Here is a 19492-nt window from a genome sequence, read left to right as displayed (position 1 = left end):
CGGTTGATCGAAGCGAGGTGTGTCTGTCTGGATGCACTGGCTTCGAGCCCACCCAGCGTTGGGGCAGGTGAGGCCGGTGATCCTGGCTCGGCCCTGGCGCGATAGCCAAGACACAATGCACGTCGCCCTTCGCGGAATGTCGCGTCAGCTACTGAACAACAACAATCCGTCCGCGGAAAAGAAAAACGGCGCAACTTGCGTTGCGCCGTTCCTAAACTCTGGTGCCCAGGAGAGGACTCGAACCTCCACGGAGTTACCCGCTAGTACCTGAAACTAGTGCGTCTACCAATTCCGCCACCTGGGCAGGTGTGCGTGTACCTAAGCTGTAATTATTACGGGGTCCAGCGATCCTGTCAACACTCTAGAAGAAAAAATTGAATCAACCGACTTATCCGATCCCGAGCCGCGAGGAAATCCTCGGTGTGCTACGCACGTCGGGGTCTCCGCTGCCTGCCACCGACATTGCCAAGGCGCTGTCGGTCACGCGCAAGGAGCATGACGGCTTTATCAAGCGTCTGACCGCCATGGAGCGGGATGGTCAGATCGAACTCAACCGCAAAGGGCACTACGAACTGGCGCACCAGCCCAATTTCATCGAGGGCCGCGTGATCGGCCATCGCGACGGCTTCGGCTTTTTCGTGCGTGATGACGGCGAGCCCGATATCTTCCTGCCCGAGCGCGAGATGCAGAAGGCCATGCACGGCGACCGCGCTCTGGTGCGCGCCGTCGGCTACGACCGCCGCGGGCGCTCGGAAGGGCAGATCGTCGAGATTCTGCAGCGGGCCAACAAGCGCGTCATCGGCCGGTTGCTTTCGGAAAGCGGCACGCTGGTCGTGGCGCCTGAAGATAAGCGCCTCGGCCGCGACATCCTGATCGCGCCGAAGGGGCAGGGCAAGGCCAAGGTCGGCCAAGTGGTGAGCGTTGAGATCCTGGAATATCCGGACCGCTACGTGCAACCGATTGGCCGCGTGGTCGAAGTGCTGGGTGAGATTGACGACCCCGGCATGGAGATCGAAATCGCGGTGCGCAAGTACGGTGTGCCGCACGAGTTTTCTGAGCCGACGCAACGCGAGGCGGAAGCGCTGCCCGACGTGGTCCGCGATGCCGATCTGGCAGGCCGCATCGACTTGCGCGATGTGTCGCTCGTCACCATCGACGGTGAAGATGCGCGCGACTTCGATGACGCTGTCTACGCAGAGCCCGTCAAGATCGGTCGCAGCAAGGGCTGGCGCCTGATCGTAGCCATTGCCGACGTGTCGCATTACGTGCGGCCGGGGCATCCGTTGGATGCGGACGCCATTGATCGCGCGACTTCGGTCTATTTCCCGCGCCGCGTGATCCCGATGCTGCCGGAGAAGCTTTCCAACGGCTTGTGCTCACTGAACCCGGAGGTGGATCGTCTGTGCATGGTCTGCGATGCGGTGATCACGGCCAAGGGCGAGATCAAGGCTTATCAGTTCTATCCGGCGGTGATGCACTCGAAGGCGCGTCTCACCTACAACGAGGTCTGGGCGATCCTGTCGAATGTGAAGGGCCCGGAAGCTGCCAAGCGGGCGCCGCTGGTGCCGCATCTGCAAGACCTGTACGAGCTGTATCAGACGCTGCTCAAGGCACGCCGCGAGCGTGGTGCGATCGACTTCGACACCACCGAGACGTACATCGTTTGCAACGCGCAGGGCAAGATCGAGCAGATTCTGCCGCGCACCCGCAACGACGCGCACCGGTTGATCGAGGAGTGCATGCTGACGGCCAACGTCTGCGCGGCCGAGATGCTGGAGAAGTACAAGCACTCGGCGCTGTACCGCGTCCATGCGGGCCCGACCGAAGAAAAGCTGCAGGCCCTGCGGGCCTTCCTGAAAACCAGCGGCCTGACGCTTGGCGGCGGTGACAAGCCGCAGGCGGCCGATTACGCCGAACTGATGGAAAAGGTGGCCGCGCGCCCAGACGCACCAATGCTGCAGACCATGCTGCTGCGCTCGATGCAGCAAGCGGTCTACAGTCCGGACAACATCGGCCACTTTGGCCTGGCGTATCCGGCGTATGCGCACTTCACGAGCCCGATCCGCCGCTACCCGGACTTGCTGGTGCATCGCTCCATCAAGGCGATCCTGCATCGCACGCGCTATGTGCCGGCGCTGGCACCGGGCGTGCAGTTGAACAGTGCGCTGTCGCCTAAGGCGCGTCGTCTGCAAGCGGAAGCCGAGAAAGGCGTGCCTGCAGCCGTCGTTAACAAGGCCAAGGCCGAGGCGATCTGGCATGAGCTGGGCGTGCACTGCTCGGCCAACGAGCGCCGCGCCGACGAAGCCTCGCGCGACGTCGAAGCCTGGCTCAAGTGCTACTTCATGCGCGACAAGCTCGGCAACGAGTTCTCGGGTACCGTCAGCGCGGTCACCTCTTTCGGCATCTTCGTGCAGCTCGACGAGCTGTATGTGGAAGGCCTGGTACACGTGACTGAGCTGGGCAGCGATTACTTCCAATACGACGAAGCGCGCAACGAGCTGCGCGGCGAGCGCACGGGCATCCGTTATCGCCTGACCGACCGCGTGCGCGTGCAGTTGCTGCGCGTGGATCTGGATGCGCGGAAGATGGATTTCCGCCTGATCCAGGAGCCCTCGACCAAGGCACTGCGCCCGGCCAAGGTGACGGGCACGCCCGAAGCCCCCGCCACGCGTCAGCCTGCCGGGGCGTCGCCAGCGCCGGCGGTTGGTCGCAAGAAGCCGCGCCAGTTGGCAGCATTGCTGGGCGGTACGGCCAAGCCGGAGGAGTCGTTTGACGAGACGCTCGATCGCGTCATCGAAGAACAGCCGGTGTTCGAGCCGGGCAACCGCGCACTGCCCCCGGGCCATGCGCACGCCAAGCCGGCGCGCAAGAAGCAGGCGGCGCGTGGCGTGAAGCCCAAGGGTGGCGCCAAGACCACTGCGCCGCGCAAGGCAGCCGGCAAGGCCCCGCGCAAGACCAAGGGGCGTTAAAGCGGCCGAGGAGCGAGGGCAGACGGGTACAATCGCGCCATGTCTAAATCCAAGCTCCTCATCGGCTTTCATGCCGTCACCGCCCGACTGCGCCACGGCGCAAAGTCGATCGACGAAATCTACTTCGAGGCCAACCGCCGCGACCGCCGCATGCAGGATTTTCTGAAAGCGGCGGAAGCAGCGGGCGTGCGCCTTATTCCCGCTGACGCCGACCGTCTGCGCGGCATTGCCGGCACCGACCGCCACCAGGGCGTGGTTGCCAAGGCGGAATCGCTGTCGCTGGCGCTCAATCTTGATGAACTGCTCGACGGCATCGAAGGTACGCCGTTGCTGCTGGTGCTCGACGGTGTGACCGATCCGCACAACCTCGGCGCTTGCCTGCGCGTGGCGGATGCCGCCGGCGCGCACGCCGTGATTGCGCCGAAGGACCGCAGCGTTGGGATCAACACAACGGTCGCCAAGGTGGCCAGCGGCGCGGCCGAGACCGTCCCGTACATCACCGTGACCAACCTGGCGCGCACGCTGCGTGAGTTGCAGGAGCGCGGCGTGTGGGTGATCGGCACGGCTGACGAAGCCGAGCAGGATCTCTACCAGGCAGACTTTAAGGGCCCCATCGCCATCGTGATGGGCGCAGAAGGCGAAGGCATGCGCCGCCTCACGCGTGAAACGTGCGATGCGCTGGTGAGCATCCCGATGGCCGGCAGCGTGGAAAGCCTGAACGTGTCGGTCGCCAGCGGCGTGTGCCTGTTTGAAGCTGTGCGCCAACGCGCGGCGGCACCCGCCAAGAAGTAATGAGCACCGAACCCACGGCCGCATCCGATGCGGCTGCATTGGTCCAGGCCCGTGCCTGGGTCCAAGCCGCCCAGCACATCATGGTGCTCACGGGTGCGGGCGTCTCGGCCGAATCCGGTGTGCCTACGTTCCGTGATGCGCTGACCGGCTTGTGGTCGCGCTTCAACCCTGAAGACATGGCCACCGAGGCCGCGTACCGCAAGCACCCGCGCATGGTGTGGGATTGGTATCAGGAGCGCCGCGAGCGCGTGTTGCAGGCGCAGCCGAATCCTGCGCATCTGGCGATTGCTGCGTTGGCCAAGCGCAAGACAGTGACGCTCGTCACGCAGAACGTCGACGGCTTGCATCAGCGCGCCGGCAGCGAAGGCGTAATCGAGCTGCACGGCAACCTGTTTGCCAACAAGTGGTTGGGTGGCTGCGGTAAATGCGATATCGCCACGGCCGAGCCGGGCAGGCCGCCGCGTTGTGCAACGTGTGGCGCGATGCTGCGTCCAGGCGTGGTGTGGTTTGGCGAGCCACTGCCGCTAGTGGCGAACTACCGCGCAGAAGAGGCGGCCAACACGTGTGACCTATGCTTGGTGGTGGGCACGTCCGGCATGGTGTATCCGGCGGCCGGTCTGCCGGGGTTGGCAAAGGACCACCGCGCCAAGGTGATCGTGGTGAACCCGGAGCCGAGCGCGCTGGATGCAACGGCCGACCTGGTGATCCACCAGCCGGCGGGCGTGTGCCTACCCGCCATGCTGGGTTAAGGCGCGGCGTTCTTCTTACGCCGCTGCGCGCAGCGGCTCAATCAACGCTTCCAACTTGATCGCATCCGCCGCAAACAGGCGAATGCCTTCGGCCAGCTTTTCGGTGGCCATTGCGTCCGCGTTCATGTGCCAGCGGAACGATCTCTCGTCGGCGGGCAGGCGAACGATGTTGGCGGCGTTGGCGTTGTCCGGAGAGAGCTTGCGCTCGACCGGCGCGTCGGATTGCTGCAGTTGGGCGAGCAGATCCGGGCTGATGGTAAGGAGGTCGCAGCCAGCCAGTTCGACGATCTGCGAGATGTTGCGGAAGCTCGCGCCCATCACCTCGGTCGGATAGTCGAACTTTTTGTAGTAGTTGTAGATGCGCAGGACGGACTGCACGCCGGGGTCGTTCGCGCCGCCTTGGGCGACCGGGTCCCAGTTGGCGCCGGCATCCTTCTTGTACCAGTCGTAGATGCGACCGACGAAGGGCGAGATGAGTTGCACGCCCGCTTCCGCGCACGCCACGGCCTGGGCCAGCGAGAACAGCAGCGTCATATTGCAGCGGATGCCCTCGGCGCGAAGCTGGTCTGCCGCGCGGATGCCTTCCCACGTCGACGCGATCTTGATCAGCACGCGCTCGCGCGCTACGCCCCGCGCTTCGTACAGCGCAATCAAATGCTTGGCCTTGGCGACCGTCGCCTCGGTGTCGAACGACAGGCGTGCATCGACTTCGGTCGACACGCGGCCCGGGATGATCGACAGGATCTCGCAGCCGAACGCCACGAGCACGGCATCGATGATGTCTTCCACACTGGTGCTGCGTGCATCGCGCACGGCTTGTTCCAGCAGCGGGCGGTATTCGGCTTTCTGGACGGCCTTGAGGATCAGCGACGGGTTGGTCGTTGCATCGTGCGGTGCGTAGGCGCGCATGGCCTGGAAATCGCCCGTGTCGGCGACGACGGTGGTGAACTGCTTGAGTTGATCGAGCTGAGTCATGAAGCGCGTCCGAAGTACGTTCCAGCGTTGCGCTGGAGGTGGAAGGATGAATCGATTGTACTCCGCAGGTTTGGCTCCGCCAGCCGGCCGAGGGCCGTCGTATTGATCCGGTACACTACCGGGTTTTCCGATCCCGACCGAGTTTTTGCGATGACGCAGGATGAACTGAAGGCGCTGGTGGCGCAGGCCGCAGCAGATTACGTATTGGCCAACGTGCCCGAGGGCGCCGTGCTGGGTGTCGGCACCGGCTCCACGGCCAACCTGTTCATCGACGCGATGGCGCCGCACAAGGCACGCTTTGCCGGCGCGGTGTCCAGCTCCGAGGCTTCAACGCGCCGCCTGCAGGGCCATGGTTTCAATGTGCTTGATCTGAACGAAGTTGATGCCATTCCCGTGTACGTGGACGGCGCTGACGAGATCGACGCTTCGGGCGCCATGATCAAGGGCGGCGGCGGTGCGCTTACGCGCGAGAAAATCGTTGCCTCGGTCGCCAGCGTGTTTGTCTGCATCGCCGATGGCAGCAAGCTCGTTGAGACGATGGGGGCCTTCCCGTTGCCAGTGGAAGTGGTGCCCATGGCACGTGCGGCCGTGGCGCGCCAACTTGCTGCGCTGGGCGGTCAGCCGCGCTTGCGCATGACCAAGGAAGGCCAGATCTACAAGACCGATAACGGCAACGTGATTCTCGACGTGGTGGGCCTGCGCATTGCCGATCCGAAGGGCTTGGAATCGTTGGTCAACGATATTCCGGGCGTGGTGACGGTCGGCCTGTTTGCCAAGCGCGGCGCCAACGTGCTGCTGCTGGGTACCGAGGCGGGTGTGCAGCGTCGCGATTTCTGATTGCTGTACGCGCACCGTCAAAAAGCTGCCCATGCAAATGGGCAGTTTTTTTGCGCCGGTTGCGCACGGTGCATTGGCGTTGCCCAAACAAAAAGCCGTTCAGTTTGCGCTGAACGGCTTTTTGTTGATAGCGGCAGATCAGGCCGAGGGCGGCGGCACATAGCCGGCGGCTTCGTCTGCACCATCACCAAAGAAGTACTTCTCGGTCTGCTTGAGCAGGTACTGGCGTGCGCGCGAATCGGCCATGTTCAGCCGGTTTTCGTTGATCAGCATGGTCTGGTGCTTGAGCCAGCCGGCCCACGCTTCCTTCGAGACGCTTTGCCAGAGTTTCTTGCCCAGCTCGCCGGGCAGGGGCGGGAAGTCGAGACCTTCGGCTTCCTTGTTGAGCTTGACGCAGTGGACCATGCGGGCCATGGGGATTCCTCTTGTGTGGCGGGAGCGCCGCTCTAGCGCGACGCAGGTGCCGCTATTGTAAAGGCCGCGCGCCGCCGGGCTCGGATTCCACGACGCGCGCCAAGGGTTTAGAGCTTCTTCATCAGCACCATCGAGCGCCGCTGCCAGTTGTACAGCTTGCGGCGGTCTTCCGGCAGATCGTCCACGCTGGCCCGCACGAAGCCGCGCTTGAGGAACCAGTGCTCCGTACGCGTGGTGAGCACGAATAGGCGTTTGAGGCCCAGTGCACGGGCGCGCACTTCGGTGTGCTTGAGCAGGCGTTCGCCGTCGCCCGTGCCCTGGCTGTCGGGAGAGACGATCAGGCACGCCATTTCGGCCATGCCGTCCTTTGGATACGGATACAGCGCCACGCAGCCAAAGATGATGCCGTCGTGCTCGATGACCGAGAAGTTGGCGATGTCGCGCTCCAGCAGCCGGCGCTCGCGCGGCACTAGCGTGCCGTCGGCTTCCAGCGGTTCGATGAGCGAGACGATACCGCCCACGTCGTCCAGCGTGGCCTCGCGCAGGTACTCCAGATCAGTGTGCGACACCATGGTGCCCACGCCATCATGCAGAAACAGCTCCAGCAGGATGCTGCCGTCCAGCGCGAACGGGATCACGTGCGCCCGGCGTACACCTCCGCGCATCGCCTTGACGATGTGCTGCAGGTAATAGGCTGTGTCGTGCGACAGGCTGCCGTCGCGCAGGCGCTCGATGGCCATTTCCATCGATAGATCCTGCTGCAGCTTGCCCACGCGGTCCATGATGCCTGGCAGCTCCGTGATGAAGATGAGCTTGTCGGCTTTAAGCGCCGTGGCGGTGTTGGTGGCCACGTCTTCCATCGAGAGGTTGAACGCCTGGCCCGTGGGCGAGAAGCCCAGCGGCGAGAGCAGCACGATCTTGCGGTTGGACAGCGAGTGCTGGATCGACTCCGCATCGATCTTGCGCACCAGCCCCGTGTGCTGGAAGTCCACGCCGTTGACGATGCCCACCGGGCGCGCCGTCACGAAGTTGCCGGATACGACCGACATGCGCGCGCCGGCCATCGGTGTATTGGGCAGGCCCTGGCTGAAGGCGGCTTCGATATCCAGGCGCAGTTCGCCAGAGGCTTCCTTGGCCGATTCCAGCGCGGCGCCGTCCGTCACGCGTACGCCCTCCACGAACTGGGTTTTCACGTTGCGCAGGGCGAGCTGTTCTTCCACCTGCGGGCGCGAGCCATGCACCAGCACGATGCGCATGCCCATCGCGTGCAACAGGGCGACGTCGTTGACCAGCGCGCCTAGCATGTCGGCCTTGACCAGTTCACCGCCAAAGCCGATCACGAAGGTCTTGTCGCGGAAGGCGTGAATGTAAGGCGCCACCTCGCGCAGCCAGTCCACGAACTGCTGCTGTTCGGGCGTGGGCGGAATCGGGGCGACGTCCACAGGGGCGGGCGTGTGCGCCACCAGCGAAACACCGGAGGCGGGGGCAGGGGAGCGAGCGGTCACGGGCGGAGGAGGAGAAACGGCACGGGGCGCGGGCCGGCGTGGGAAAGATGCGCGGATTATAATCCCGCCCGATGTCAGATTCCCACGCCCAGCCGCCCCGGCCACGCCCGGCGGCCCCCAACCCAAAATCGCCGCAAGACACGCCGCCGCCCGAGCGCAAGCCCGGCGGCAATGGTCGTCCGCTGCGCCGCCAGAAGCCTACGCCGGAAGAGCTCGCCGCAGCGCTGGAGGCCCGCCGTGCACGTGCCAATCGCGTCCCCCAGATCACGTTTCCTGAAGCGCTGCCCGTGTCGGCCAGGCGCGACGAGATCGCCCAGGCCATCGCCGCAAACCAGGTGGTGATCGTCTCGGGCGAGACTGGCTCGGGCAAGACCACACAGTTGCCGAAGATCTGCCTGTCGATCGGGCGAGGCATCGGCGCGGGCGGTACCGGGCTGATCGGCCATACGCAGCCGCGCCGGATTGCCGCGACGTCGACGGCCAAGCGCATCGCGCAGGAAATCGGGACGCCGGTGGGCGAGCACGTGGGTTTCCAGGTGCGCTTCAACGACACGTTGTCGGCCGGTGCGTCGGTCAAGCTGATGACCGATGGCATCCTGCTGGCCGAGACGCAGAACGATCCGCTGCTGCGCGCCTACGACACGATCATCATCGACGAGGCGCACGAACGCAGCCTCAACATCGATTTCCTGATCGGCTATCTCAAGCAGCTTCTGCCGCGCCGGCCAGACCTGAAGGTGATCATTACCTCGGCGACCATCGACGCGCAGCGGTTTGCCGAGCACTTCGCTGGCCCAAAGGGGCCGGCGCCCGTCATTGAGGTCAGCGGCCGGTTGTATCCGGTCGAGGTGCGTTACCGCCCGATTCAGCGCGATGAGAAGGACAAGGAGCGTGATCTTTACGAAGCGCTCGTCGAGGCGGTGGATGAACTCGCCCGCGAAGGCTCGGGCGACGTGCTGATCTTCCTGCCGGGCGAGCGGGAGATTCGCGAGGCGGCCGAGGCGCTGCGCAAGCACCACCCGGCGCATACCGAGATCCTGCCGCTGTTTGCACGTCTGTCGGTGCAGGAGCAGGAACGTGTGTTTCGGCCGTCCAACGCGCGGCGCATTGTGCTGGCGACCAACGTGGCTGAGACCTCGCTGACGGTGCCCGGCATTCGCTACGTGGTCGATACGGGGCTGGCGCGCGTCAAGCGCTATTCGTATCGCAACAAGGTCGAGCAACTGCAGATCGAGCCGGTGTCACAGGCCGCGGCCAACCAACGTGCCGGTCGTTGCGGGCGGGTGGCTGATGGCGTGTGCATTCGCCTGTATGAAGAGGCGGATTTCATTGCGCGACCGCGTTTTACCGACCCGGAAATCCTGCGCTCGTCGCTGGCGGCGGTCATCCTGCGCATGAAGGCGCTGCGGCTGACGGACGTTGAGCAGTTCCCCTTCATCGAACCGCCGCTGGGCCGTGCGATTGCCGACGGCTACCAGCTCCTGCAAGAACTCGGGGCTGTCGATGACGAGAACGCGCTGACCCCGCTGGGCAAGCAGGTGGCCCGCTTGCCGTTGGACCCACGCGTGGCGCGGATGATCCTGGCCGGCCGCGATCACCAGTGCCTGCGCGAGATGCTCATCATCGCGAGTGCCTTGTCCGTGCAAGACCCGCGCGAGCGCCCGCAGGAGTTGCAGCAGCAGGCTGACCAGGCGCATCGCCAGTTTGCCGATGAGAAATCGGAATTCCTTGGCTGGGTGAAGCTGTGGAAGTGGTTTGAAGAGGCTGTCGCGCACAAAAAATCGAACAAGCAGTTGCAGGAGCAGTGCCGCTCGCACTTCCTGTCGCATGTGCGGCTGCGAGAGTGGCGCGATGTGCATTCGCAACTGCACACCACGGTGGCTGAGCAGGGCTGGAAGCTCAACGAATCCGATCCGACGTATGAGCAGCTGCATCTGGCGTTGCTGACGGGCTTGCTCGGCAACATCGGTGTGCGCATCGAGGAGGCGGACGGGAAAGGCCGCGAATACCTCGGCGCGCGCGGGATCAAGTTCTTCCTGTGGCCGGGGTCGGTCATTGCGCGCAAGGCGGGCAAATGGGTCGTGGGTGGCGAACTGATCGAAACCAGCCGCCTGTTCGGCCGCACGCTGGCACGCATTGAGCCGGAATGGGTGGAGAAGGTGGGCGCGCATCTGTTGAAGGTGTCGTGGAGCGATCCCCACTGGGAAAAGAAGGCCGGGCAGGTGATGGCCTTCGAGCGCGGCACGCTGTACGGCCTGCCGGTCTATCAGCAACGCCGCGTGCACTTCGGGCCGATGCAGCCGAAGGAAGCGCGCGAGATGTTCATCCGCCGCGCACTGGTCGATGGCGAATTCGAAACGCGCCTGCCGTTCTTCGCACATAACCAGCGCCTGGTGCGGGAGATCGAAAACCTCGAACACAAGTCACGCCGGCAAGATGTGCTGGTGGACGACGAGCTGATCTACGCGTTTTACGACAGCCAGATCCCGGCTGACATCTACAACACCGTGTCGTTCGAGCGCTGGTATGCCGAAGCCGCCAACGCAAGCGGCAAAAGCGGCCAGAAGCTGCTGTACCTGAATCGCGACGACCTGATGCGGCACGAGGCGGCCGGCATCACGACCGACCTGTTCCCGAAGATGCTGCCGATTGCGGGCATCGACATGGGCCTGACGTACCACTTCGAGCCCGGCAGCCCGCGCGACGGTGTGACGCTCACAGTGCCGCTGTATGCGCTCAACCAGGTGCCCGCGCAGCGCGCCGAATGGCTGGTGCCCGGCATGCTCAAGGAAAAGGTGCATCTGCTTCTGAAGAGCCTGCCGCAGAAGCTGCGCCGCCACTGCGTGCCGCTGCCTGACTACGCCGCCGGATTCGTTGCGCGCGTGCGGCTTGGGGAAGGGGACCTGCTCGACCGCTTGATTGCCGACGTGCGCGAGCAGACCGGTATCGCGCTTAAGCGTGCCGACTTCAAGCTTGAAACGCTGCCCGCGCATCACTTCATGAATTTCAAGGTGATCGACGAGCACGGCCGTCAGCTCGACATGGGTCGCAATCTTGCCCAGTTGCGCGCCGAACTCGGCGGTCGCGCGCAGCAGACCTTCCAGTCGATCGCCGCGCAGGATGCTGCGGTGGCTGGCGCGCAGAACGAGGTCGGCAAGCCCGGCAAGGCTGGAAAGGGCGGCAAGTCGGAAGCTCCGGCCAACGCCGCGCTGTACTCGGGCCTGACCACCTGGAATTTCGGCGAGTTGCCAGAGCTGCTGGAAGTCCGCAAAGGCAGCCAGACGCTGTTCGGCTATCCGGCACTCGTCGATGCCGGTGACCACTGCGATGTGGAAGTCTTTGACGACCCGGCGGAAGCCACCCGCATCCATCGCCTGGGCTTGCGGCGGTTGTTTGCGATCCAGCTGCGCGAACCGTTGAAGTACCTGGAAAAGAACATCCCGGGCCTGTCGCAGATGGCGATCCAGTTCATGAACCTGGGCACGCAGGACGATCTGCGCGACCAGATTCTGGATGCCACGCTGGAGCGCGCCTGCCTGCAAGACCCGCTGCCCACCGATGACGCCAGCTTCGGCGCCCGCAAGGACGAAAGCCGCGCGCGCCTGACGTTGCTGGCGCAGGAAATTGCGCGGCTGGTCGGCGCGATCCTGGCCGAATATGCGCAACTGCCGCGCAAGCTGCAGATCGCCAAGCCGTTTGCCGCCGCCACCGCCGATATCGACGCGCAGCTCAAGACGCTGATGCACAAACGCTTTATCGAGGCGACGCCGTATGCGCAGTTGGCGCACTTCCCGCGTTACCTGAAGGGCATCGCGCTGCGCATCGACAAACTCAAGGCTGACCTGACGCGCGATACGCAGCGCATGCAGGAGATGGCGCCGCTCATCCAGCAATACCAACGTGCGGAAAAGGCGCTGCGCGTGCAAGGGCAAGGCGGCAATGACCCGCGCATGGAGGAATTCCGCTGGATGCTGGAGGAGTTGCGCATCGCCCTCTTTGCACAGGAATTGCGCACGCCGGTGCCGATGTCGGTCAAGCGGCTGCAGAAGGTGTGGGAATCGATGCAGCGTTAGTTGCCGTGCCTTGTTGAGGGCGGGGAAAGTTCCCGCTTTCTTTTTTTGATTTGTGTCAGCGATGGTGTAAATGCGAGCGTTAAAATGGTTGGCTAAGTTGCTGAATCTTCTCGTTATGTCTGCCTTGCGCGCCTCGTTTGCCTCCCGTTGGTTTTCCACGCTTGTCCTGTCGGCCACTGCTCTGATGGCTGCGCATGCGGCGCGTGCTGAAGTCGTCACCGTGCTCAACTCGGGCGACGCAAGCGTCTCATTGATCGACAAAGACAGCCGCAAGGTGCTGGAGACTTTCCCGATCGGCAAGGAGCCGCACCATCTGATCGCCACGCCGGACGAAAAATCGTTGATCGTTGCCAACGCGGTGGGCAACGATCTGGTGTTCCTCGACCCAGTGACCGGCAAGATTCAGCAGCGCGTGCCGCGCATCGACGATCCGTACCAGATCGGCTTCTCGCCCGACCAGAAGTGGTTCCTGACCACCGGGAACCGTCTGGACCGCGTTGATATTTACCGGTGGGATGGCCATGCGCTGACCATTGCGAAGCAAGTGCCGGCGGCCAAGACGCCGAGCCACATTGCCTTTACCGCCGACAGCAAGATTGCGTTCATCACCCTGCAGGATTCCAACGAGGTGATGGCCATCGACCTGCCCACGCAGACCGTGATGTGGCGCATGACCATTGGCTCCGCCCCGGCCGGTGTGTGGGTCACGACCGATCAGAAATACCTGTTGGTGGGCATGACCGGTGCGGATTACGTTGAGGTGATCGACTGGCACAACCGCACCAGCGTCAAGCGCATCCAGACCGGCAAGGGCGCGCACAATTTCCGCGCCCTGGGCGACAAGCGCCACCTGTTCCTGTCGAACCGTGTGTCGGGCACGATCAGCATCATCGATCAGCAAACGCTGGCCAAGGTGGGCGAGATCACCGGCCTGCCGCCCGGCCCCGATGACATGGAATTGACCGCTGACGGCAAGCAGCTGTGGGTGACTTGCCGCTGGGCCAAGCGCGTGGCGATCGTCGACGTTGCAAGCCGCAAGGTGGTGGAAGAGATCAAGGTCGGGCGCTCGCCGCACGGCATTTACTTCCGCACCCGCGCTCCGCTGATTTGAGCGTCACCACGATGAAATCCGGCCTGTCGATGTTGCGCTTTGCGGCTGCCACGGCGGCGCTGGGGCTATGCGCGTTGGCCACGGCGGCGCCCGGTGGCGTAAATGCCGGTGCGTGCAAAGGCACTGTCTACCTCACATTCGACACCGGCAGTATGAGCCAGGCGCAGTTGATTGCCGATACACTGCGCCGCCATCGCATCCACGCCACCTTCTTCCTCGCCAACGAGAAGACCATCCACGGCGACAGCACGCTGGATGAGGGCTGGGCGCCGTATTGGAAATCGCTCGCTGCCGACGGCCACGCCTTCGGTACGCACACCTTCGATCACGTCTACTACAAGGGCGAGGCGGGTGCGGGCAAGGTCCGCTTCCGCCCGCAGTTTGGCGAGCAGGGTGGCCGCAATGTTGTCTGGGGCGAGCCCGAATTTTGTGCGGAACTGAAACACAGCGCCGAGCGTTTCAAGTCCATGACCGGTCAGCCGATGGACCCACTGTGGCGCGCGCCGGGTGGTCACCTTTCGGCGACGACCGAGGCCTGGGCGAAGCAATGCGGGTTTGCCCACGTGGCCTGGGCGCCCGCCGGTTTCCTGGGTGATGAGTTGCCGTCCGAGCGTTATCCGAACGACGCGTTGTTGCAGAAGGCGCTGTCCAGCTTGCGTGATGGCGATATCACCATGGCGCATCTGGGCATCTGGTCGCGCAAGGATCCGTGGGCGCCGGCTGACCTGGAACCGCTGATCACCGGCCTGGAGCGCAAGGGTTTCTGTTTCGCCACGCTGCGCGACCATCCGCAGTACCAGGCCTGGTTTGCTGCCCACCCAGCACACACGGCAGCCCGCTGACATGTTCGACTGGATCGCCGACACTTTCACGCAAGCGCAGGATGTGCTGTTTCAGCACCTCGTGATGCCGGTCACCTATGCCATCGGCTTGGGTGGTTACGTCGAAGATGCGTACCCCGGCACCGAATGGCTGCTGATGGGGCTGGTGCAGATCGCGGTGCTGCTGCTGATCTTCCGCCCGCTGGAGCGCTGGCGGCCGGTGGAGCCGATGCAGGATCGCAAGGCTGTGCGTGCCGACATCTTCTACACGCTGTTCCATCGCCTGGGTTTCTTCCCGTTGCTGCTGTTCTTCACGCTGCAGCCGCTGATTGACAACCTCGACGGCAAGCTGCGTTTCTGGGGCTGGGCGCATCTGAACGTGGAGGACTGGTGGCCGGGTGTGACGTCCGTTGCCATCGTCAGCTTTCTGATCTATCTGGTGTTGTTCGATTTGCTCGATTACTGGTATCACCGTCTGTCACACAGGTTCCACTGGTGGTGGAATCTGCATTCGCTGCACCACAGCCAGCAGCAGATGACGCTGTGGTCCGATGATCGCAACCACATCCTCGACGATGTGCTGCGCGGTGCGGTGTTTGCCATTGCGGCGCTGGTCATCGGGGTGGAACCCTCGCAGTACGTGCTGTTGGTCGCCATTTCGCAATTGCTGCAAAGCCTGCAGCATGCCAACGTGCGGCTGCATTTCGGCTGGCTGGGCGACCGGCTGCTGATCTCGCCGCGCTTCCATCGGCTGCATCACGCCATTGGGCTGGGGCATGAGGTGCCGGGCAAGCCTGGTGTGCTGGGTGGATGCAATTTTGGCGTGCTGTTCCCGTGGTGGGACATGCTGTTCGGCACCGCCGTCTTCTCGCCCGAGTACCACGCCACCGGTATCCGCGATCAACTTCCCGCGCCGCAAGGGCGCTCGCGCGACTACGGGCGCGGCGTGCTGCATCAGCAGTGGCTTGGCCTCAAGCGCCTGTTCGGCCGCGCGTAAAGCCCGGACGGTGGCGGCGCCCGCGTCATGTCCGCACGCTGTGCTAGGCTGTCCGCTCCCTGATTTCTCGATTTCTGCATGAACGACCTGATTCGCTCATTCGGCCGCGCGCTGCTTTCGCAACTGCATCCGCGCATGCTGTTCCTGACGGTGCTGCCTTTCGTCGTGGCTGTGGTGGTCTGGGGAGGGGTACTGTATTTCGGCTGGGATGCCATGAACGGCATGGCCCGCAACGCCGTGGAAGGCTGGGCCTTCATGGGCTGGATCAAGAGCGGCCTCAACGCCATCGGCATGGCGGGGTTGTGGTCAGCCATTGCGCCGTTGCTGGTGATCACCTTGCTGGTGCCGGTGATTGTCGTGTCGATTCTGGTGCTGGTGAGCGTGGCATCGGTGCCGGTGGTCATGCGCTTTCTTGACCGCAGCTATCCGCAGCTTGAGCGTCGCAAGGGCGGCTCGGTGCTGGGCAGCCTGACGCATGCGCTGCTATGCACGCTGGTGGTCATCCTGGTGGCCATCGTCACGCTGCCGTTGTGGCTGATTCCTCCGTTCTTCGCACTGATTCCGCCGCTGCTGTGGGGGTGGCTCACGTACCGGTTGATGACGTACGACGCACTGGCTGACCACGCCACAGCCGAAGAGCGCCGCGCGATCATGCAGCGCTACCGGCTGCCGCTCCTGGGCATCGGCGTGGCCGTTGGCATGCTGGGCTCGGCGCCGACACTGCTGTGGGTGTCATCGGTGGTGACAATTGTGCTGTTCCCGATCATCGCCATTGCCGTCATCTGGCTGTATGTGCTGATCTTCATTTTCTCGGCGCTGTGGTTCGGCCATTTCTGCTTGCGCGCGCTCACGCGCCTGCGCGCAGAAGCACCGCCTGCGCGCATGGTTGAGGCCAGCGTGATCGAGGTCACCACCATCGAGCTGCCTCGCGAATAATCATGAACCATCAGGACTGACATGGCTTTCGGCATGATCATCATCGGCGACGAGATTCTCTCCGGCCGCCGCGAAGACAAGCACCTGCGCAAGCTGATCGAAGTGCTCGGCGAGCGCGGTCTGGCGTTGGAGTGGGCCGAGTACGTCGGTGACCAGCCCACGCGCATCACCAGCCTACTCAAGCGTACGTTCGCCAGTGATGACGTGGTGTTCTGTACTGGCGGCATCGGCGCCACGCCCGATGACCATACGCGCCAATGTGCCGCGGCTGCGCTGGGCGTGCCATTGGAGCTGCATCCGGAAGCGCGCGAGCAGATCACGTTGCGCATTGCCGAGTCGGCCAATGGTGATCCGATCAAGGCCGATGTGTCCACGCCCGAAAACCAGCACCGCTTCAAGATGGGCGAGTTTCCGCAGGGCGCGCGCATCATCCCGAACAGCTACAACCGCATCCCCGGTTTTTCGGTGGCGCATCACCATTTCATGCCGGGTTTTCCGGTGATGGCGTGGCCGATGATGGAATGGGTGCTCGACACCTATTACGCCGATCAATTCCACTGCGCGCCGCGCGAGGAGCGCTCGTTCCTGGTGTTCGGCCTGCCGGAGTCGCGGCTCACACCGCTGATGGAGCGCATCGAAGCCGAGTTCGATGGCGTGAAAGTCTTCAGTTTGCCAAGTGTGGGCGATGCAGCGCGCGGCGAGCGCTATGCCCGCTCGCACATCGACCTGGGCGTCAAGGGCTCACCGGAAGCTGTGGCGGGCGCCTACGTGGTGCTGCGAGAGGGCGCGTTGGCGCTGGGCGGTGAGATTTTCGAGGCGGACGCCGCCGCGGCGTCCTAACGGTCAGCAGCGGGCCTCAGGCACCGTGCCAGGGCAGGCCACGGAAGCACCAGCCCTCCATGGTCTTGCGATGACCTTCGGTGTCTTTGGCACCCTCAAAACCTTCCAGCACATCCATTGCTGCTGCGTAGCCCGCCTGCGCGGCTGCTGCGGCGGCATGCTTGGAGCGCGCGGCGCTGCGGCACAGGAACAGCACTGGCACGTCCTTCGGCACGGCGGCTTCCAGCGCGCTCAGGAAGTTGGCGTTGCGCACGCCGCCCGGATACTGATTCCACTCCACATGCACGAACTGGCCCGGCGGAATGTCCGGTGTGCCAACCCAGTCGAGTTCAGCGCGCGTGCGCACGTCCACCAGTCGCGCCTGCGGGTCGGCGGCCAACAGTGCGGCAGCCTCTTGCGGCGACAGCGCGCCGAAGTACGGCAGTTGGTCAGCCTCGCGACGGGCGGCGGCAGCCTCGAGCAGAGACTCGCGGGTGAGCGTGGTGGCAGTCATGGCGATCGGAGCGGTCGAAAAGGTAAAGAATCATTCTAGCGCCGCCGTTACATGGCGCGGGCGAAAATCCCCGCAATGGTGCGTTTTTGGCTTTGGCGCACGAAAACGGTGCTCGATGGATTTTTATGCACCTTTGTCGTGCGTTGGCTATGCTGGTCGAACAGCGTCAACCCCATCAGCGGGGGCTTCGGCGGGATGCGGGCAGGCCGATCTGCCAGGCGCGCGCACCGTGTCAGACATGGGCTGGCGCGGTGCTGCACTGTTTGCGGGAGTGCCTGCCCGTTGTCGGCCCGGAATTGGCATAGTTTCTGCTAAGATTCCCGCGGTCTTTTTCGGGGGCGTCCGTTCGTGTCGGACGACCTTGCTGGAAAGAAGATGTTACGGAGTGAGGGCGGTCGCAGCGATCCGTCACACAACCGGCTCACAATGATTTGCGTTATTGCGCTACCAGGAGAATGGCATGTCCCAAAGCATTGCAGACGTGATGAAGCTCGTGAAGGAAAACGACGTCAAGTTCGTCGATTTCCGCTTCACCGATACCAAGGGTAAGGAGCAGCACGTCTCGGTCCCCGTTTCGCATTTCGACGAAGACAAGTTCGAAAGCGGCCACGCATTCGACGGCTCGTCGATCGCCGGCTGGAAGGGCATCGAAGCGTCGGACATGCTGCTGGTGCCGGATGCAAACACCGCACACATCGACCCGTTCTACGAAGAGCCGACCCTGGTGCTGACCTGCGACGTGGTCGAGCCCTCGGACGGCAAGGGCTACGACCGCGACCCGCGCTCGATCGCCAAGCGCGCTGAAGCCTACCTGAAGAGCACCGGCCTGGGCGATACCGCGTACTTTGGTCCGGAACCCGAATTCTTCATCTTCGACGGCGTGACCTGGAACATCGACATGCAGGGTTGCTTCGTGAAGATCCATTCCGAAGAAGCTCCGTGGTCGTCGGGCAAGGACTTCGAACACGGCAACTCGGGCCACCGTCCGGGCAAGAAGGGCGGCTACTTCCCGGTTGCCCCGATCGACACGTTCCAAGACATGCGCTCGGAAATGTGCTTGATCCTGGAATCGCTGGGCATTCCGGTTGAAGTGCATCACCACGAAGTGGCAGGCCAAGGCCAGAACGAAATCGGCACGAAGTTCAGCACGCTGGTGCAACGCGCCGACTGGACCCAACTGCAAAAGTACGTGATCCAGAACGTCGCACACACCTACGGCAAGACGGCCACGTTCATGCCGAAGCCGGTCGTGGGCGACAACGGTTCGGGCATGCACGTCCACCAATCCGTGTGGAAGGATGGCCAGAACCTGTTCGCAGGCAACGGCTACGCTGGTCTGTCGGAATTCGCGCTGTACTACATCGGCGGCATCATCAAGCACGCTCGCGCACTGAACGCCCTGACCAACCCGGGTACGAACTCGTACAAGCGTCTGGTGCCGGGCTTCGAAGCTCCGGTCAAGCTGGCTTACTCGGCGCGTAACCGTTCGGCTTCGATCCGTATTCCGTACGTGGCGAACCCGAAGGGCCGTCGCATCGAAACGCGCTTCCCGGATCCGCTGATGAACCCGTACCTGGGCTTCTCGGCGCTGCTGATGGCTGGTCTGGATGGCGTGCAGAACAAGATCCACCCGGGCGAAGCTGCCGACAAGAACCTGTACGACCTGCCGCCGGAAGAAGATGCAAAGATCCCGACCGTGTGCTCGAGCCTGGATCAGGCACTCGAGTACCTGGACAAGGATCGTGAGTTCCTGACCCGTGGCGGTGTGTTCTCCAACGCCATGCTCGACGCCTACATCGAGCTGAAGATGGAAGAAGTCACGCGCTTCCGCATGACGACGCACCCGCTCGAGTTCGAGATGTACTACTCGCTGTAATTTGCGAGCGCCCCGGGCGATGTGTCGGGGCGAAGAGACGGTTGTGAGAGGAGGGGCGGCGCAGGTCGCCCTTCCTTTTTATGAAGCGGAGTTTTGTGGCTAGA

15 protein-coding genes and 1 tRNA gene are annotated in these 19492 nt (G+C 63.7%); 11 read left to right on the top strand and 5 right to left on the bottom strand.

Features of this window, described 5'->3' with window-relative positions:
- Positions 1-219: 219 nt before the first annotated feature.
- Positions 220-304 (bottom strand) — tRNA-Leu (locus tag R2N16_RS04695).
- Between the two features lie 70 nt (positions 305-374).
- On the opposite strand from R2N16_RS04695, the gene rnr reads away from it, so the two are divergent.
- From rnr to R2N16_RS04680, 3 genes are read left to right on the top strand one after another with little or no spacing between them, the layout of a single operon-like run.
- Positions 375-2969 (top strand): ribonuclease R, encoded by a 2595-nt coding sequence (gene rnr, locus R2N16_RS04690; protein ID WP_316664389.1) that lies wholly within the window; start codon positions 375-377, stop codon positions 2967-2969.
- A 39-nt stretch (positions 2970-3008) separates the two neighbouring features.
- Positions 3009-3761: a 23S rRNA (guanosine(2251)-2'-O)-methyltransferase RlmB gene (rlmB, locus tag R2N16_RS04685; RefSeq protein WP_012761781.1), complete on the top strand. Its 753-nt coding sequence runs from the start codon at positions 3009-3011 to the stop codon at positions 3759-3761.
- Positions 3761-4510: an SIR2 family NAD-dependent protein deacylase gene (locus R2N16_RS04680; RefSeq protein ID WP_316664388.1), complete on the top strand. Its 750-nt coding sequence runs from the start codon at positions 3761-3763 to the stop codon at positions 4508-4510. Before rlmB ends, R2N16_RS04680 begins: the two co-directional genes overlap by 1 nt.
- Positions 4511-4525: 15 nt before the next feature.
- Here the strand turns inward: R2N16_RS04680 and tal are convergent, their stop codons facing one another.
- Positions 4526-5485, bottom strand: a complete 960-nt coding sequence (gene tal, locus R2N16_RS04675) for a transaldolase (protein ID WP_316664387.1) — start codon at positions 5483-5485, stop codon at positions 4526-4528.
- A gap of 150 nt (positions 5486-5635) precedes the next feature.
- Between tal and rpiA the strand changes: the two genes are divergently transcribed.
- Complete coding sequence (gene rpiA / locus R2N16_RS04670) at positions 5636-6322, top strand: ribose-5-phosphate isomerase RpiA (RefSeq protein WP_316664386.1); 687 nt, start codon at positions 5636-5638, stop codon at positions 6320-6322.
- 138 nt (positions 6323-6460) lie between these two features.
- Here the strand turns inward: rpiA and R2N16_RS04665 are convergent, their stop codons facing one another.
- On the bottom strand, positions 6461-6736 hold the full coding sequence (locus tag R2N16_RS04665) for an oxidative damage protection protein (RefSeq protein ID WP_004626344.1): 276 nt from the start codon (positions 6734-6736) through the stop codon (positions 6461-6463).
- Between the two features lie 107 nt (positions 6737-6843).
- A complete protein-coding gene (gene argA, locus R2N16_RS04660; RefSeq protein WP_428984086.1) occupies positions 6844-8241 on the bottom strand; it encodes an amino-acid N-acetyltransferase in 1398 nt (465 codons plus the stop codon).
- A 71-nt stretch (positions 8242-8312) separates the two neighbouring features.
- Between argA and hrpA the strand changes: the two genes are divergently transcribed.
- The 6 genes from hrpA (at position 8313) to R2N16_RS04630 (ending at position 17019) form a co-directional block, all read left to right on the top strand.
- The gene (hrpA, locus tag R2N16_RS04655; RefSeq protein ID WP_316664385.1) at positions 8313-12314 is read left to right on the top strand and encodes an ATP-dependent RNA helicase HrpA; all 4002 of its coding nucleotides are present in this window, start codon (positions 8313-8315) and stop codon (positions 12312-12314) included.
- 115 nt (positions 12315-12429) lie between these two features.
- Positions 12430-13425, top strand: a complete 996-nt coding sequence (locus tag R2N16_RS04650) for a YVTN family beta-propeller repeat protein (protein WP_316664384.1) — start codon at positions 12430-12432, stop codon at positions 13423-13425.
- A gap of 11 nt (positions 13426-13436) precedes the next feature.
- Positions 13437-14267: a polysaccharide deacetylase family protein gene (locus R2N16_RS04645; RefSeq protein ID WP_316664383.1), complete on the top strand. Its 831-nt coding sequence runs from the start codon at positions 13437-13439 to the stop codon at positions 14265-14267.
- Between the two features lies 1 nt (position 14268).
- On the top strand, positions 14269-15243 hold the full coding sequence (locus R2N16_RS04640; protein WP_316664382.1) for a sterol desaturase family protein: 975 nt from the start codon (positions 14269-14271) through the stop codon (positions 15241-15243).
- A 78-nt stretch (positions 15244-15321) separates the two neighbouring features.
- Positions 15322-16179, top strand: a complete 858-nt coding sequence (locus R2N16_RS04635) for an EI24 domain-containing protein (RefSeq protein WP_316664381.1) — start codon at positions 15322-15324, stop codon at positions 16177-16179.
- A gap of 21 nt (positions 16180-16200) precedes the next feature.
- Positions 16201-17019: a competence/damage-inducible protein A gene (locus R2N16_RS04630; protein WP_316664380.1), complete on the top strand. Its 819-nt coding sequence runs from the start codon at positions 16201-16203 to the stop codon at positions 17017-17019.
- A 16-nt stretch (positions 17020-17035) separates the two neighbouring features.
- Here the strand turns inward: R2N16_RS04630 and R2N16_RS04625 are convergent, their stop codons facing one another.
- Entirely contained in the window at positions 17036-17512 is a 477-nt protein-coding gene (locus R2N16_RS04625; RefSeq protein ID WP_316664379.1) for a rhodanese-like domain-containing protein, read from the bottom strand.
- Between the two features lie 460 nt (positions 17513-17972).
- Between R2N16_RS04625 and R2N16_RS04620 the strand changes: the two genes are divergently transcribed.
- Entirely contained in the window at positions 17973-19388 is a 1416-nt protein-coding gene (locus R2N16_RS04620; protein WP_027677605.1) for a 3-hydroxylaminophenol mutase, read from the top strand.
- Positions 19389-19492: the final 104 nt, after the last annotated feature.

Origin of the sequence: Ralstonia psammae, from assembly GCF_958405935.1 — a bacterium.
GTDB lineage: Bacteria > Pseudomonadota > Gammaproteobacteria > Burkholderiales > Burkholderiaceae > Ralstonia > Ralstonia psammae.
This window is presented reverse-complemented; position numbering and strand designations above follow the sequence as displayed.